This is a genomic window from Priestia sp. P5, from assembly GCF_029522155.1.
Classification (GTDB): domain Bacteria; phylum Bacillota; class Bacilli; order Bacillales; family Bacillaceae_H; genus Priestia; species Priestia megaterium_E.
In genome coordinates, this window is record NZ_JAKWFJ010000001.1 from 2,419,028 (window position 1) to 2,435,592 (window position 16,565).

The 16,565-nt window shown below is 37.3% G+C and carries 17 protein-coding genes; 7 read left to right on the top strand and 10 right to left on the bottom strand.

Going from position 1 to position 16,565, the window contains the following annotated elements; translation table 11 throughout:
* The first annotated feature begins 19 nt into the window (after nucleotides 1-19).
* The 5 genes from lysA to MMB69_RS13025 all read left to right on the top strand — a co-directional run bounded on the left by lysA (nucleotide 20) and on the right by MMB69_RS13025 (nucleotide 4,320).
* Nucleotides 20-1,348: a diaminopimelate decarboxylase gene (gene lysA, locus MMB69_RS13005; protein WP_014460106.1), complete on the top strand. Its 1,329-nt coding sequence runs from the start codon at nucleotides 20-22 to the stop codon at nucleotides 1,346-1,348.
* A 52-nt stretch (nucleotides 1,349-1,400) separates the two neighbouring features.
* Nucleotides 1,401-2,663 (top strand): dicarboxylate/amino acid:cation symporter, encoded by a 1,263-nt coding sequence (locus MMB69_RS13010; RefSeq protein WP_221783162.1) that lies wholly within the window; start codon nucleotides 1,401-1,403, stop codon nucleotides 2,661-2,663.
* Nucleotides 2,664-2,801: 138 nt separating this feature from the next.
* Nucleotides 2,802-2,936 (top strand): hypothetical protein, encoded by a 135-nt coding sequence (locus MMB69_RS13015; RefSeq protein WP_013057043.1) that lies wholly within the window; start codon nucleotides 2,802-2,804, stop codon nucleotides 2,934-2,936.
* Between the two features lie 150 nt (nucleotides 2,937-3,086).
* The gene (locus MMB69_RS13020) at nucleotides 3,087-3,272 is read left to right on the top strand and encodes a hypothetical protein (protein ID WP_221783159.1); all 186 of its coding nucleotides are present in this window, start codon (nucleotides 3,087-3,089) and stop codon (nucleotides 3,270-3,272) included.
* 136 nt (nucleotides 3,273-3,408) lie between these two features.
* Nucleotides 3,409-4,320 (top strand): LysR family transcriptional regulator, encoded by a 912-nt coding sequence (locus MMB69_RS13025; RefSeq protein WP_264409163.1) that lies wholly within the window; start codon nucleotides 3,409-3,411, stop codon nucleotides 4,318-4,320.
* Between the two features lie 122 nt (nucleotides 4,321-4,442).
* Here the strand turns inward: MMB69_RS13025 and MMB69_RS13030 are convergent, their stop codons facing one another.
* The 7 genes from MMB69_RS13030 to MMB69_RS13060 all read right to left on the bottom strand — a co-directional run bounded on the left by MMB69_RS13030 (nucleotide 4,443) and on the right by MMB69_RS13060 (nucleotide 10,741).
* Nucleotides 4,443-4,643, bottom strand: a complete 201-nt coding sequence (locus MMB69_RS13030; protein ID WP_221783155.1) for a hypothetical protein — start codon at nucleotides 4,641-4,643, stop codon at nucleotides 4,443-4,445.
* Nucleotides 4,640-5,326: an O-methyltransferase gene (locus MMB69_RS13035; protein ID WP_277447855.1), complete on the bottom strand. Its 687-nt coding sequence runs from the start codon at nucleotides 5,324-5,326 to the stop codon at nucleotides 4,640-4,642. Before MMB69_RS13035 ends, MMB69_RS13030 begins: the two co-directional genes overlap by 4 nt.
* A gap of 255 nt (nucleotides 5,327-5,581) precedes the next feature.
* Nucleotides 5,582-6,157, bottom strand: coding sequence for a GNAT family N-acetyltransferase (locus MMB69_RS13040; protein WP_264409162.1), 576 nt, complete (start codon nucleotides 6,155-6,157; stop codon nucleotides 5,582-5,584).
* A gap of 174 nt (nucleotides 6,158-6,331) precedes the next feature.
* Nucleotides 6,332-6,805, bottom strand: coding sequence for a hypothetical protein (locus MMB69_RS13045; protein ID WP_221783150.1), 474 nt, complete (start codon nucleotides 6,803-6,805; stop codon nucleotides 6,332-6,334).
* 245 nt (nucleotides 6,806-7,050) lie between these two features.
* Nucleotides 7,051-8,511: an aminoacyl-histidine dipeptidase gene (locus tag MMB69_RS13050; RefSeq protein ID WP_221783148.1), complete on the bottom strand. Its 1,461-nt coding sequence runs from the start codon at nucleotides 8,509-8,511 to the stop codon at nucleotides 7,051-7,053.
* A gap of 153 nt (nucleotides 8,512-8,664) precedes the next feature.
* Nucleotides 8,665-9,441 carry a 3-hydroxybutyrate dehydrogenase gene (locus tag MMB69_RS13055; RefSeq protein ID WP_028413363.1) on the bottom strand — a complete coding sequence of 259 codons (777 nt, stop codon included), beginning with the start codon at nucleotides 9,439-9,441 and terminating at the stop codon, nucleotides 8,665-8,667.
* Nucleotides 9,442-9,460: 19 nt separating this feature from the next.
* Nucleotides 9,461-10,741: a GntP family permease gene (locus MMB69_RS13060; protein ID WP_277447856.1), complete on the bottom strand. Its 1,281-nt coding sequence runs from the start codon at nucleotides 10,739-10,741 to the stop codon at nucleotides 9,461-9,463.
* Nucleotides 10,742-11,077: 336 nt separating this feature from the next.
* Between MMB69_RS13060 and MMB69_RS13065 the strand changes: the two genes are divergently transcribed.
* Entirely contained in the window at nucleotides 11,078-11,677 is a 600-nt protein-coding gene (locus tag MMB69_RS13065) for a DedA family protein (RefSeq protein WP_014460120.1), read from the top strand.
* 35 nt (nucleotides 11,678-11,712) lie between these two features.
* Here MMB69_RS13065 and MMB69_RS13070 read toward each other — a convergent pair whose 3' ends face one another.
* From MMB69_RS13070 to MMB69_RS13080, 3 genes are all read right to left on the bottom strand, one after another.
* The gene (locus MMB69_RS13070; RefSeq protein ID WP_221812841.1) at nucleotides 11,713-13,020 is read right to left on the bottom strand and encodes a CitMHS family transporter; all 1,308 of its coding nucleotides are present in this window, start codon (nucleotides 13,018-13,020) and stop codon (nucleotides 11,713-11,715) included.
* Between the two features lie 197 nt (nucleotides 13,021-13,217).
* Entirely contained in the window at nucleotides 13,218-13,925 is a 708-nt protein-coding gene (locus MMB69_RS13075) for a response regulator (RefSeq protein ID WP_277447857.1), read from the bottom strand.
* Nucleotides 13,922-15,529, bottom strand: a complete 1,608-nt coding sequence (locus tag MMB69_RS13080) for an ATP-binding protein (protein WP_221783140.1) — start codon at nucleotides 15,527-15,529, stop codon at nucleotides 13,922-13,924. Before MMB69_RS13080 ends, MMB69_RS13075 begins: the two co-directional genes overlap by 4 nt.
* A gap of 195 nt (nucleotides 15,530-15,724) precedes the next feature.
* Between MMB69_RS13080 and MMB69_RS13085 the strand changes: the two genes are divergently transcribed.
* Nucleotides 15,725-16,495 carry an SDR family NAD(P)-dependent oxidoreductase gene (locus MMB69_RS13085; RefSeq protein ID WP_264409159.1) on the top strand — a complete coding sequence of 257 codons (771 nt, stop codon included), beginning with the start codon at nucleotides 15,725-15,727 and terminating at the stop codon, nucleotides 16,493-16,495.
* Nucleotides 16,496-16,565 lie beyond the last annotated feature (70 nt).

Below are 16,565 nucleotides of genomic sequence, written 5' to 3' on the forward strand. Positions count from 1 at the left end.
AAATGGAGGGATACGGATTATGTACTTACATGGAACGAGTAAAATTAACAGCAGCAATCATTTAGAAATTGGGCAGTGCGATACGGTCGAACTGAAAAAACAATACGGCACTCCTCTATACATCTACGATCAAGAATTAATTGAGACGAAATGCAAGGCCTTCCATTCAGCCTTTCAAAGAAGCGGATTTTCATATCAAATCGCCTATGCAGGGAAAGCGTTTCTTTGTATGGAAATGGCTAGCCTTTTAACGAAGCTTGATATGTCATTAGATGTGGTCTCAGGAGGCGAATTATTTACAGCTCTTGAAGCTGGATATCCAGCTGAACGCATTCATTTTCATGGAAATAACAAAACGATTGAAGAAATTGAAATGGCTCTTGATGCGAATATTGGCTGTTTTGTTGTTGATAACTTTACCGAACTTGAAGTTTTGCATGCCTTAGCAGCTGAGCGCAAACAGAAAGCATCTATTCTTCTGCGTGTTACTCCAGGGATTGAAGCCCACACACATGAGTATATTATGACCGGACAGGAAGACTCCAAGTTTGGATTTGGTCTTTCCAATGACCAGGCTATGAAAGCGGTAAGTTCTGCGTTAGAAAAACCTTACTACGATCTTTTAGGCATTCATTGTCATATTGGTTCGCAAATTTTTGAAGTAGATGGTTTTTCTCGCGCCATTGATATTTTAACTGATTTCTTATTCAGTATTCGTGATAAAATGGAGTTTGAAGTAAAAGTTTTAAACGTAGGTGGTGGTTTTGGTATTCGTTATACCGAAAGCGACTCTCCTCTTCCAGTTGAGTATTATGTAGATGCACTGACAGAAAAGCTAAGCCGTACGTTAACTGAACAGAATTATACCCTTCCAGAAGTCTGGATTGAGCCTGGAAGAAGCATCGTAGGAGAAGCGGGTACAACGCTTTATACAATTGGCTCAACGAAGGAGATTCCGGGTGTACGCAAATACGTAGGAATTGACGGCGGTATGACCGATAATATCCGCCCTGCCCTTTATGATGCAAAACATGAAGCTGTCTTGGCTAATAGAGTGACGGATAAAAAAGATGAAACAGTATCAATTGCGGGGAAATGCTGTGAATCAGGAGATATGCTTATTTGGGATATCGATTTACCGCGCGTTAATCAAGGAGATTTATTAGCAGTGTCCTCTACAGGTGCCTACAACTATTCAATGGCTAGCAATTACAACCGTATTCCGCGCCCTGCTGTTGTATTTGTGAAAAATGGAGAAGCTCGTCTTGCTGTAGAGCGAGAAACATACGAAGATTTGGTGCGTAAAGATGTAAAGCCAGTCGTTACTACGTATGCAATGAGCAAATGATAGCCGTTCTTGCGTAGTAAAGAAGCTATTGTTGTTTGGAGGAAATCTAACTATGGTTTTAAGTGTATTTAAAACGTACAGATCATCGCTTATTCTGCTTCTCGCTATTTTAATTGGCGGGATAGCAGGATATGCTATCGGGCCCGATGTGGCAGTCGTAAAGCCCTTTGGTGATTTGTTTCTTAATTTAATGTTCATGATTATCGTTCCCCTTGTCTTTTTTAGTGTGGCTTCGGCAATTGCAAACATGAACGAAATGAAACGTCTTGGTAAAATTATGCTAGGTATCGCCGTTGTGTTTGTCGCCACTGCTGCTGTTTCAGCCGTTTTAGGCTTTTTAGGCGCATCACTTTACAATCCGCTACATAATGTAGATACTTCTGCCATTAAAGAATTGATGGGTGACAGTGAAAATACAGCTGAAAAAATGACGCTTTTAACTCAGCTTGTTGGTACATTTACTGTACCTGATTTTGTTCAGTTATTTTCGAAAGAGCATATTTTACAATTAATTGTCTTTGCCGTTATTTTCGGTATTGCTACAACAATGGCTGGTGAAAAAGGACAGCCTATGGCGAAATTTCTGACTTCGGGTCAAGAAGTATCGATGAAGGTTGTTAAAATTGTGATGTACTATGCCCCCATTGGTTTAGGATGCTATTTTGCTACTGTAGTAGGAGAACTTGGACCAAAGATCTTACAAGGGTACGCTAGAGCATTTATTCTTTATTTATTAATTGCAATCGTTTACTATTTCGGTTTCTTTACGCTATACGCATGGATTGCTGGCGGTAAAGCAGGAATTAAGCTGTTTTGGAAAAATGCAGCTGCTCCTTCTATCACCGCTATTGCTACCTGTTCTTCTGCTGCATCTATTCCAGTCAATTTAGATGCAACAAAGAAAATGGGTGTGCCGCTGGATATTGCTGAAACGGTGATTCCACTAGGAGCAAACACCCATAAAGATGGTTCTGTTATCGGTGGTATTCTAAAAATTGTTTTCTTATTCAGTTTGTTTGGCAAAGATATGACGTCTGCTATGAGTATTTTGAGCATATTAGGCGTAGCCTTTTTAGTTGGAGCCGTAATGGGAGCAATTCCTGGAGGCGGTATGATTGGCGAAATGTTAATCATTACAATTTATGGATTTTCCCCAGAAGTTCTGCCCATAATTGCGGTCATTTCCACAATTATTGACGCCCCTGCTACGCTTTTAAACAGTACGGGAAATACAGTAACAGCGATGCTTGTTACAAGGTTTACAGAAGGAAAAGACTGGATTAACAAAATTATCACCACCGATAAAGTCGCCTAGCAAAAAAGCAAAGGGAACAGTCTTAGTGACTCTCCCTTTGCTTTTTTCGTGTGCAGTAATATCGGTAGCGGTGTATAAAGTCTGTAAATACGCACATTCTATAGGTATGTTTCATAACCGGACTGGAGGTGTCGTCTAATGAGTAACGCTGCAGGAGGTTCAAAGAAAAATCAACCGAATGATGCGAATCACGTAAGCGCAGAAACAAAGGCTCATCAAAAACGTCTTACTGAGCAAAACAAACAAGAGCATCAAGCTGAAGAACGAAAATAAAATGACGTTAAAGAGCGCAGCGCCTGCGTTCTTTAACGTCATTTTATTTTCAGAGAGAACTTCATACCCCCGCTCGTTATGGGGCTATCGTACAACCTCCTTTCGAACTTTTACATATTCTATTAATAGGTTTGTAAAAGGAGGAATGATATGATGTTTTCTTGGCTAGAGATTACAGCCGCAGCCTTTGGACTTTCAGTTATTTTAATAAGTTTTGCATTTTTGCCCGAACGTACAGGCAAAAATCTTTATATTCCTCATCAGCTAGTAGCGAAATCCATGTTTCTCTACAAAAAGATTATTCGTTTTATAAATCAATTTCGACAGAAACTTTAGTTCATTTCCTTTCCCTGTTTTTATTCATTGGATATATCCTCCCCCTTTTTAATCAGCGCATTTACAGTAAATAATTTAATGGTTAAAATAAAGAGTAAAGAAAAAGGATAAGCAGTTTGCAGAAATGGAGTTTCACATGGAAATCAGAGACTTAGAATACTTTATAGAGGTAGCGAACCATAAAAATTTTACAAAGGCAGCGCTGCAAGTTCATTTGTCACAAACGGCTTTAAGTAAAGCCGTCAAAAAAGTAGAAAATGAACTAGGATTTGAGCTTCTTGATCGCTCAACAAGAGAATTAAAGCTAACTGATGCAGGAGAAGTCGTGTATCATCAGGCAACTAAAGCTCTGTCGGTGTTAAAAGACATGCCTCACTTGTTGGGAGATTTAATGAACTTGCAAACAGGGCAAATCAAGATGGGCGTCCCTCCGCTCATCGGGACCTTGTTTTTCCCGAAGATTGCAAAAGCATTTAATGAACGATACCCTAAAGTATCTCTAGAGCTTATTGAATTTGGAGCAAAAAAAATTGAAGCACTTGTGGAAGAGGCTGGTGTAGATATAGGGATTGTTATGCTTCCTCTCACAAGCGGTCATGATGAACATTTTCACGTATACCCGTTCGTTAAGGAGAGATTCCTTTTATACGCGCATAAAAACCATCCTTTAGCGAAACGTTCTTCCGTCTGGATGAAAGAATTGGAGCATGAAAAATTCATTATGTTCAGTGAAGAATTTACGCTGCACGACCGGTTAATTCAAGATGCTTTAAAATCAGGCTTTGTGCCTTCTATAGCGTATAAAAGTTCTCAATGGGATTTAATTATTGAATTAACAGCAGCAGAACTAGGTATTGCTATTTTACCCGAATCGCTTTATGCCAAAGTGAAAGATCCCAATATTACTACCGTACCTATTGCAGATCCTGAAATGATGTGGGAACTTGGAATTATTCTGTTAAAAGAACGCTACAGTTCATTCGCTGTACGAGAATTGATTAATTTTTTAACCGAAAAACAAATGACAGATAAATTGGGGCCCATTTAAAAAGAGTCTGGAACAAAAGTATGTTAGTTGAAGGACAATCCGAACGAGTTTGGTTGAGAATCCAACTCGTTCGGATTTTTTCGTGGGGACGCTGAACGTAGGTTTCATGTATGTATTTGCTTCTAGCTGTTGATTGGAAGGCAAAGCGGAGACTCATGCTGGAAAAGCGGAATAGATGAGCCTCCCCGAAAGCGTAGTCTTACACGGAAATCAACAGCGCTGTGACAAGTAGTCCAGCGCATGGATCCCATTTGTTCATCTTTAGATTGGATGGATTTAGTTATGTCTCCGTCTCTTTTTATGTGTAATACAAATTTTATCATTCAACAATCCCTACAATGAATCCATCATAGCCTTTGCTTCCAACGGTTTGTATAGCCGTGGCGCTGATTCGTTTTTCTTGAGCCAGAGCATTCATAAATTGGCGAATTCCCTTTACATTTTCATCTTCACTTTCTGAGTTCACCACATGCCCTTGACGAACAACATTATCACAAATAATCGTACTTCCTCTTTTCGATAATTCTAGAGCCCACTTTAAGTAATTTGGGTTATTCGGCTTGTCAGCATCAATAAAGATAAGGTCAAACGGCTCTGTTCCCCTATCCTTTAATACAGCTAATGTATCAAGCCCGGGGCCGACAATGACTTCTACTAAGTGGCTTACTCCCGCTCTTTTTAAATTAGCTCTTGCTACTTCTGCATGCTGAGCGTTTAATTCGAGCGTAATCAGATGTCCGTCTTTCGGAAGAGCTCTGGCTAGCCAAATCGTGCTGTACCCTCCAAGAGTACCAATTTCCAAAATACGTTTAGCTCCTTTTAAAGAAGCTAACAAATGCAGAAACTTTCCTTGACTAGGCGATACGTCGATGGCAGGTAATCCAGCCTCTTGATTCGCCTTCAATACCTCATCAAGAATAGGGTCAGGTTCTATGAGCTTATCATTCATATAAAGATCCACTTCATTCCAAATTTCATATATAGACATTTTCATACTCCTCCACATAAGTGATAAAAGCTTTATTATTATTTCAAAGATAAGAATATGTTTTTCTCATATTCAGCTTGTTGCCGTAATCGTTCGTATTATGAATGTGTTCTAGCTCTCTAATAAACTATCCTGCTCGCTCTTAAAAAGAATTGTTATATGTCCATAAAAAAAGACCTTCAGAGAGGTCTTTTTTATCTTTAAATAATCGTAGCTCAATCAGTAGAAAATAGCCGGTACCTTTCTACCGGCTATTTTCTAGAAGACATCTTATTATCCGTTATGACTGGACTTAAATACTATCGGTGTACGTTCTGTTTCTATTTTCCAAATCATGTGATGATATCCCTTGCTCCAGTAATCTTTTACTAAATAATGTGGTTCGCCAAATGTTTTTTTCCATACTTTCTGAGCATTCTTGTATCCGCTATCCAAACAGATTTTTTTAATTTCTCTGCTTTGAAGCGTAAGCAGCATAATATGTACAAGCAGTGTTCCTACACCTTTTCTTTGGTACTTTGGATGAACAAAAACTGTGCCGATTTCAATCCATCCTTGTAGCTCTCCTTTTGTACATGCCATAATTAATTCACTAGCAGGACCATATTCAATACAGCCAATAATCTTATTGGTGCACGTATCTATTCCGAGCCAAAAGAATCGATGTTTTCCACCGCTATCAAGGTCACTTTTTAAATATTGTTCTTTGCTTTCAATTTCTATTTGTATATCGCTCACCATGTCAGATAAACCCTCTTTCTGAAAGGTATCTGTGATTACTTCATTAAAAAGCTCGTGAAGTTCTGCGCGGTCCTCTATTTTTGGTCTTCTTATTTCAATATGATGCAATGTTCATTCCTCCTTGTTATTTCACGGCAGAATATGAAGCTTTACCATTATTATTTATCCATATATGTTGATAATCCTTTTCTCTTTCTACAGTTTTTCCAATAAAAAAGCACGAGAAACTTTGAGTTCTCGTACTCTTTTATAATATGGATTCTGCTTTTCTATTGGGAACTGTTAATACGGATTCACAAAGCTCTGTATTTTACATACGAATTCAGAAAGATTTTCCTTTATTTCTTTATCCTCTGTTTTCTCTACTTGCTCTTGTATAGCGTCAATCATTAAACGTGCTTTTTTAGGATCTATAGACGCCTGTTGGCTGCTATTATTTGATAAACTCTTCAAAATTTGATTAGTCATTTTGTTTTTATCATGAATATAAAATAACATTTGAGGAACTTGATTAATTAACAAATTTACGTATCTACGAAACTCCTCTATCTCATATAATTCTCTTGAATTACCTTTAAAGCCATCAACCGAAAGCATAAGACTTTGATAGCCTTTGTCACTGCGTTGATTAAGTGCTTTAATCACTTTCAAAAATCGATCGAACTTTAGATAGCGTATTTCGTCTTTCCTTAATTCTAAAAATTCAATTTCTCCTTTTTCCAAAAAGGGATCCTTGATAAGACTATTATCATTCATATACATTCTCTCCCTACTAATTTATTAGTTGCAGAGCTTGTTTTGAATTCATTTGTCTATCGTTTTAGTAATTGTTTACCTCTTTTAGGGCCATTTTAAAACCTTTATTTGTAAAACGCTTACATAAATGTTCTCAATTGCCTATCGCGTTGAGGTCACCCTGCTTATTATCTGATAAATAACGAATGAAAAAGAGCTCCTTTACAGAAGCTCTTTTTAAAAAAATTATAGGGATACTGATAACTTTATATCTTATTTGTCTCTTTTAATATCGCTAATAAGTATTCCCATGTCTTAATAGTAGACGGAATGCTCAGGTGCTCATCAGGCGTATGAACGTCGTACATATCGGGTCCGAGCGAAATGGCGTCTAATCCAGGGATTTTTTCTAGGAAAATACCGCATTCAATTCCAGCATGGATAGCGATGATCTCCGCCTCTTCTCCATACTTTTCTTTGTAAACCTTTTTACATAATTCACGAATTTTTGAATCTCCATTGTACGCCCATTCAGGATAATTACCTTTTGTTTCAACTGTTCCTCCGACTACCTGAGCAAGTATGCGCACTTGGCTTACTATTTTTTCTTTTAAGCTTTTTACTGAGCTGCGAATTTCATTTTGAAAAACAACCTCAGATTCTGTTGTCGTGATCACACCTAAGTTGGTAGAAGATTCTACCAATCCTTCAATATTCATACTCATGCTTTGAACGCCGTTTGGTGTTAGCATAATAGCTTGTACAATTCGTTCTGTCGTTTCCTTTGTAAAACATTTCTCAACAGAAGAAGATTTGTTTATTTTTACATATACGCTCGGATCAGCCGCTTGTAATTCATTTTTTACTATTTCGTTCCACTCACGAACCTTATTTTCTAGCTTTCCTACCTCAGAAGGCTCAACTGATAGAATTGCTTCTGATTCACGGGGAATCGCATTTGATTTTAATCCGCCGCTAATGCTGCTTAAAGAATAGGGAAGTTCTTGCTGTAAATCATATAAAACTCTCCCTAGCAGTTTATTAGCATTTCCTCTTTCTTTATCAATTTCCATTCCAGAATGTCCGCCACGCAACCCACTGATGCTTAAGCTATATGTTTCTGAGTTATTGGAAGACGATTCCCAATTTACAGGAATGCGAAGCACGCCTTTTACCCCGCCCGCGCTGCTGACGAGCAGCTTTCCGTCCTCTTCTGTATCAAGGTTAATGAAGATTTCCCCTTCAAAATAAGCTGGATTTACAGCAATGGCTCCACCCATAGTCGTTTCTTCCTCAGTAGTAATGACTACTTCAAGAGAGGGGTGAGCTATATCATGAGCATCTAATAAAGCTAGTGCATATGCAACCGCAATCCCGTTGTCAGCTCCTAGCGTAGTACCATTTGCGTAAAGCATCTCTTCCACAATTCGCAGTTGAAGCGGATCTTTTTCGAAATCATGGACAGTTCCTTTATTTAACTCGCATACCATGTCCATATGTCCTTGCAAAATGATAGCTGGAGCATCTTCATATCCTTTAGTTGCCGGCTTTTTAATAATTACATTTAAAGCCTCGTCTTGTATAACTTCAAGGCTTCTTTCTTTTGCAAAAGAAACTAAATAGTCACTAATTTTCTTTTCATTTCCAGATTCTCTAGGAATAGCTGAAATTTCGTTAAAAAAATAAAAAACCGGATGTTTAATTAATTCATTTACTGTTTGCACCATATGTATCATCCTTTCTAATCTGTAGGCTTTTTTTATGTATAGCCTAGTTATATATATTTTAACGTTGATTAACTCGATAGAATAGATATAACATAAAAAAGCATAAATGAGCTCATTAGACTCCTTTATGCTTTTAATGACTTATTCTATTTTTTATTGAGCTGTATATCCGCCGTCCATTACTACCGCTTGACCAGTTACACCTTTTGCTTTATCACTCGCTAAGAAAATAGCATAGTCAGCAATTTCGCTCACGTCTAGTAATCTTTTTTGAGGGACTAAAGGATAAATAACTTCTTCAAGCACACTCTCTAATGGTACATTTCTTGTTTTAGCTAAACCATCTAACTGACCTCTCACTAGTGGTGTATCCACATAGCCAGGACAAAGTGCATTCACCGTAATACCGTGTGCTGCGCCTTCAAGAGCAGCTACTTTTGTTAGCCCAATTACACCGTGTTTAGCACTGTTATAAGCTGCTTTGCCCGCAAAACCGATTAAACCGTTGATAGAAGAAACGTTAATAATACGTCCGAACCCTTGTTTTTTCATAATCGGAAACGCGTGCTTAATCGCCATAAATGGAGCTGTTAGCATAATTTTGATCATTAACTCATATTTTTCAGTTGGAAACTCTTCGATTGGAGAAACATGCTGCAAGCCAGCGTTATTAATGAACGTATGAACCGCTCCAAAATGCGCGTTTGCTGTTTCAATTAAATGTTTGATTTCTTCTTCTTTTGTTACATCCGCTTTGACCCCAAGCGCTTCGAATCCAGCTTCACGAAGATTTTGCGCTGCAGCTTCTACGGCAGTTTGATCAATATCAGATAACACAATTTTTCCGCCGTTTTCAGCGAATCGTTTACCTATTTCAAATCCAATTCCTCTTGCTGCTCCTGTGATTACAATTACTTGATTTTCAACCATCTGTATTCTCCTCCTGTTTTTAAATAATACCGGCTGCCGCTAATGCGACTCCTGCAAATAAAGCGATTGTCGGGATGATAAATGCAACAACAAATACGTCTTCATACGTTTCTTTATGCCGAAGACCAGTTACGGCTAATAGTGTTAACAGCGCACCGTTATGCGGTAAAATAGATGCACCTGACGCAACGCTTGCAATGCGGTGAAGAGCATCGGCACTTAAATTCGTCGTTTGAGACAAGTGATACCACGTATCTCCTAATGCTTGAAGCGCAATACCCATACCACCGGATGCTGAACCCGTGATCATCGCTAGCACTTGAACGCTTAACGCTTCTGAAACGAGCGGATTACTCGAAATGTTTAGCAACACGTGCGTGACATCTTTAAACTCTGGAACTGCTGTAATAACGGAGCCGAAACCAACTGCTGCACTCGTGTTAATAACAGCCATTACGGATCCTTTTGCTCCTTCATTTATAGAAGAAATAAACGTCTTATAGTGTTTGAAATTAATAAGTAAAATAGAAAAAATACCAATTAATAACGAAACGATAGGCTCCCATTTTAAAACGTTTAATGTCACGACAACGATAATCAGCGGTAAAATAGCTAATATCACATTCATCGAGTCCTGCTCTTCATTTGCGGCAACCGATAATTCATTAGGCTCGGTAAATCTTTGATTTTTAGCTTTTAATTTTTTATCGCGATAAGCTAACCATAAATAGCCTCCCACTGCCATAATAAGGCCTGAGACAATTCCAATAATCGAACCGGACATTGCATTGGTTTTAAATGTAGCAGTCGGAATCAGATTTTGAATTTGAGGCGTACCTGGAATCGCTGTCATTGTAAATGTAAATGCTCCGAGTGCAATGGTTGCTGGCAGTAAATTTCGCGATACGTTAGCTTCTCGAAATAGCGCGATTGCTAAGGGATAAATCGCAAAGACAACAACGAATAGACTCACTCCGCCGTATGTCAAAATGGCTGAAGCAATCAGCACTCCTAAAATGGCTCTTTTACTTCCAAACAATTTAGCAATGCGCTGCGCCAACGACTTAGCTGCGCCTGTATCTTCCATTAGCTTTCCAAAGACGGCTCCTAATAAAAAGATGGGGAACCATTTTGCAGCGAAATCTACAAAGCCTCCCATATACACATCTGTATAAGTAGGAAGTGCTTTTAAACCGCTAAAATAAGCAACAAGCGTAGCTACAACAGGCGCTACCCAGATAATAGACCAGCCTAGATAAGCAAAAAACATCAACAATAACAATCCTACAATAATAACCACACGGTAACCTCCTTTCCTTTTAGTACATATACATAATGGATTATTTCACAACACAACAAGTTTACACCCGTTAGTTTTATAAGTAAAATGAATAAAAGGAATCAAAACTATGAATAAAAGTCTTAGTTTATTTAAAAATTCACACTCGATTATTTTTCCCCTATAATTTTACTTTGAATAGAAGCTATAAAATATACTTCCTTCTTTTTTCCTTGTACAAGCTACTTTTTTTCTGTCACATCCCGCTTTCTTCCTTTATTTTCTTTTCTTTTATAAGTTTTTCCGAACATATAGATGGGTATTTGAATGTTATGACACAGAAAAAGAGGCGATCTTATGCTACACTTCATAACAGACTTACTGAAACAATTTGGAATTTGGGGACTTTTAAGCGGACTGGCCATCGAGGCTTCCTCCCTGCCGTTTCCTGGTTCTCTTCTCACCCTTACCTACGGATACTTATTAAACATGCACATAGTGAAATTATTATTAATCGCTCTTGCAGGAAGCGCCGTTTATACAGCTTTTAGCTTTATACCGTATGGGATAGGCTATAAATTAGAAGATAAGGTAAAGAAAAAATTATCAAAGAAGAAAAAAGCGTTTGAGAAATCACAAAAATGGTTTAAAAAATGCGGATTATGGAGTATTGCCATTGCTCGTCCTTTAGGTCTCGGCAACTACATTTCCTACCTTTCAGGGCTATCTAAAGTGAAACCTATGCCGTTTGCTCTGCTCACATTCCTTGGTATCTTTCCTTTGAATATCGCCATGCTTTGGCTAGGACAAATCGGAAACTTTAAGTCCATTCAATCTTTTATCTCAGATGCACAAACGTATATTCTAATTGCAGCGGTAGTGGCTGTATGCGGATTTTTAATTTATAAGTTTTATTTTAAAAAGAGCAGCTGCAGCGAACAGTCTAGTTCAACGTAAGAGTATTAAAAAAGACCCTTCGGGGTCTTTTTTTATCAGATAGAAATAACACCTAAAATTAATGCAGCTATTGTCATCACTGCCGTAGTTCCTAGCGCCCACTTAATTAAAAAGCGTTGCAAATCACTAAATTCAATTCCTACCATTCCAATTAATAAGTGAGCTGCTGCTACCAAGGGACTTATCACGTGAACAGGTTGTCCTAAGATAGCAGCTCTTCCAATTTCAGCTGCGCTAATGCCATAACTTTCAGCAGCTTGAGCAATAATTGGCAATACGCCAAAATAAAAGGCATTATTAGACATAAAAAATGTAAAAGGAGCACTTAAAAATGCTACTACAACTGGCAAAAAAGGACCCATTGCATCTGGGATTATTCCTACAAGTGTATTTGCCATAGCATCAATCATCTTTGTTCCAGACATAATTCCTGTAAAAATACCTGCTGCAATAACAATTGAAACGACGGCTACCGCATTATTTGCATGAGATGAAATTCGCTGCTGTTGATCTTTGATGTTTGGATAATTTATTAATAATGCAATAGCAAACGCTACCATGAACAAAAGCATCAACGACATAAAGTCCATAATTAAGCACACCATAAGACTAACGGTAAGGAGAAAATTAAACCATACTAACTTAGGACGTCGATAGTCTAAATGTTGCGCTGTTCCCTCTAATTCATCTGCGTGTGCGATTTCATTTGCAGAATGTTTAATATTGATAACTCCTAACCTTTTTCTTTCCCTTCTTCCAAGGACAACAGAAACAAATAGCACCCATAGAAGTCCAAAACCCATTACAGGTATTAAAGGCAAAAACAACTGAGACGAATCTAAATTTAATGAACTCATAGCCATAGCAGAAGCACCTCCCCACGGAGTCATATTCATAACTCCCATAGATAGCATCGCAATTCCTGCTAGGATAAGCGGATTCATTTCTAGCCGTTTATATAATGGAAGCAAAGAAGAGACCGTTATCATATAGGTAGTAGTTCCATCGCCATCTAAAGCAACCATCATTGAAAGAACAGCAGTTCCGACGACGATTTTTAGAGGATCTCCTTTTACAACCTTTAAAATGAATGAAACGAGAGGGTCAAACAATCCTGAATCAATCATTAATCCAAAATATAAAATAGCAAATAAAATCATAATAGCTGTAGGAGCAATATCTTTTACACCCTCTAGCATCATAGGTCCCATTCCGCTAGCAAAACCCCCTATTAAACCAAATATAATTGGAATAATGATAAGAGCAACCATTGGGGTAAGTCGCTTTGACATAATTAAATACATGAATACTGCAACCATTAAAAATCCTAATAAAGAAAGCACAGATATTTTTCCTCCTTTTTGATAACGGTTTCATTTTTGTTTGCTACACGTTACTAAAAAGGTATCACTTGTTAAAGCAGGTTCATAGATAACCAACATAAGTTTAATATCTTTTATAAAAGTAATTTTTTTCATTTTTTTCATGCATCATTTCTACATAAAAACGAGATAGCGGACAAAGAACCGCTATCCCGTTTTTATGTAGAATTAGTTACTCGGTATTTCCGCTCAGGCCTCCCTACACTTCCATACACTATTTCCACCTGCATTTCTTTACAAGATACTAAATACTCTAAATATCTTCTCATTGTTGAATAACTGATACCTACTAGTTGAGCAAACTCATCTACATTCAAGCTCTGCTGAACTTCGCGAACTTTATCTCTTACTAAACGAAGAGTATGTTTATCAATCCCCTTAGGAAGTTCTGTTACTGCAGCTGCTGATTGAGTGTGGCGGTTATGACGTATTCTAAATAAATGGTCTATTTTATCTTGGTTAATCATTTTATTTTCGGTTAATTCTATTCTCGTAGACTGATAATGTTTTAAAGTAGATAAAAATTTATCAATAATTACAGGTTTCACCAAATAACCAAATGCTCCTCCTCTTATTGCTTCCCCTACTGTTTCAACATCATTGGCTGCCGTTATTAAAATAATATCGATTCCTCGATACTTCTTTCTGATTTCCCATAGCAGCTCCACTCCGTTGATATCTGGTAAAAAGACGTCTAATAAAATTAATTGCGGCGTAAATATTGTTAGCAGTTCTAAAGCCTGTTCTCCAGATCCTGCTGTCGCAACAACAGTGAAATGCTCTAGTTTCTTAGTAAACTGTTCATAAATTTGTGCAGCTGTAGAATCATCTTCTATAATCATGACATTAATTTGATTTTCAGTCATATCGATTCTTCCTTTTCATTATTTAATAGCTTTGGGATAACTAATGTGAATCTTGCTCCTTGTAACATACTTTTGCTTATGTATAGTTCACCTTTAAGCAGCTCTACAGATCTTTTAACAATAGTCAATCCAATTCCGTGATTTTCACCTTTTTTCGTTGTGTAACCATCTATAAAAATCATATTTTCTACTTCTTTTGATATCCCTGGTCCATTATCTTCAACTTCAAAAATCAGGTCATTTCCTACATCTGTAAAAGATACCAGCACGTTCCCTTTATGTTCTCGCACAGCCTCGAGCGCATTATCGATTAAATTCCCCAAGATAGAAACAACGTTTTTTGCGTCTTCGATATCTAAAGTACTTGTTAAGTTACTATCTTGGTCAATTTCTAAAGTAACGTCTAATTCTTTCGAACGATTGATCTTTCCAAGTAAGCATGCCGCAATCAAAGGATCCTTTACAGAAGACATTAAAAAAGAAATAATATCTTGGCGTTCCTTTACCTCTGATGAAATCATTTGCATGACATGCTCATACTTCTTTAACTTTAACAATCCATAAATGACGTTCAGCTTATTTAAAAATTCGTGATTTTGAGCACGTAAATTATCAGAAAACATTTTAATTTTAGAAATCTCTTCTGTCAACTCTTCAATTTGAGATAAAGTTCTTATAGTAAGGACGATACCCTGCACTTCTTTTTTTCTTATAATAGGAGATAAATCTAAAATATACTGCTGACCATCTAGTACAAGGGACTGGTTAGAATACACTCGCTGCTTTTCTACCGCTTGATCAATTAGCTGTCCTAAACGGGCGTTCTTTATCTCTCCTCCTATTTGAAGATGACCAAATAGTTCTCTGGCCCTTCTGTTCATCGACGTTACATATTTTTTGACATTTACAGTAACAGTAGCATCTTGAATAGATTCAAGGGTAGCCTCTTTTTCTTTAAAAAGAAAGGAAATCTCCTCCGGTTCCAGTCCAAATATTAGTCTTTTTACCCGCCTTGCAATGAAAAAAGCTCCAAATGCTCCAATAAGAAAAGGAATACAGGACAATTTAATAATTTTTATTCTATAATCATTAATCTGTTTTTCTATATTGCTTACAAGAAACCCTACTGACGAAACGCCTATTACGTTTCCTCGGCTATCCCATATGGGAGTCTTGGCTTTAATTGCAAATCCTGAAATTCCTTTTCCTTTATAAATAATGGATTGATGCTCCTTTAAAGAAGCTTCGTTGCTTGTTTTGGTATGTTTTCCAATATAGCTACTATTGGGATGAGAATAGCGGATTCCTTTATCATTAGCGATGGTGACGTAATCTGCTCCAGTGGTTTTTCTTATTTTTTCTGCAATAGGTTGGATGTGCTCAGAAGGATTTTTATTCCTAAAAGCTTTTACAATCGTTTTGTCTTCAGAAGCTAATTTTGCTACTGTCATAGCTTGCTTACCTACATATTTTTCAACAATTTCATCTATCATTGCAGAAAATAAAATGCATACAAGGACGGTACTCACAAGAATAACTACCGTAATAAGTAATGTAATTTGGGCAAGTAAGCTAGGTCTTATATTCGCATTGGGAAAACGCATACATTCCTCCTTTTAATGAAATGAAATTTCGGCTGTTGTTTCAAGTGTAGCATAAAAGAAAAAAAGTTTAGCACCCAACTTCAAATGTTTATAAATAGACGTCTAAAGGGAAAAATAAATCGAATAAACGCTTGACTTAAAGTATACTTTAACAATTATAATCAATTGGAAAACATCGAAAACGGAGGAATCAACATGAAATATACAGTAATCACTGGCGCAAGTTCAGGAATTGGATATGAAACAGCTTTAGCTTTCGCAACGCGCGGAAAAAACCTTATATTAGCTGCACGTAGAGAGGACAAGCTGGATGAATTAAAAGGAAAGATTGAAGAACTGAACCAAGATGTAAATGTTATTGTCCAGTCGGTTGATTTATCCGTGGCAGAAAATGCTCATACGTTTTATGAGTCACTCAAAGAGTATGAATTAGAAACTTGGATTAACAATGCTGGATTCGGAAACTTTGCTTCTGTCGGTGAACAAAAATTAACTAAAATTGAAACAATGCTTCATTTAAATATCGAAGCCTTAACCATTCTTTCTTCTCTATTTGTAAGAGATTATGAAAACGTTGAAGGTACACAGCTTATTAATGTCTCTTCTGGAGGCGGCTACACCATTGTTGCTGATGCAGTCACTTATTGCGCAACAAAATTCTACGTAAGTGCATTTACAGAAGGTCTTTCTCAAGAATTAAAAGGAAGAGGAGCAAAAATGCAGGCTAAAGTTCTAGCTCCGGCGGCTACTGAAACAGAATTTGCACAGCGTTCGATGGATATGAGTGATTTTGAATACGAAGGACGAGTACCTAAGTTTCATACGTCAAAAGAAATGGCTGCTTTTATGCTGGACCTTTATGATAGCAATAAAACGGTAGGACTTGTAGATGGAGTGACTTACGAATTTCACTTAAAAGATCCTATCTATCCATACGCAGACAGAGCGACAAGCTCAGATTCTTAAACAAAAAACACCCTTCCAAGGGTGTTTTTTTATGGCCGTTTAAATGAGTAACTATCTTGTTTATGTAATG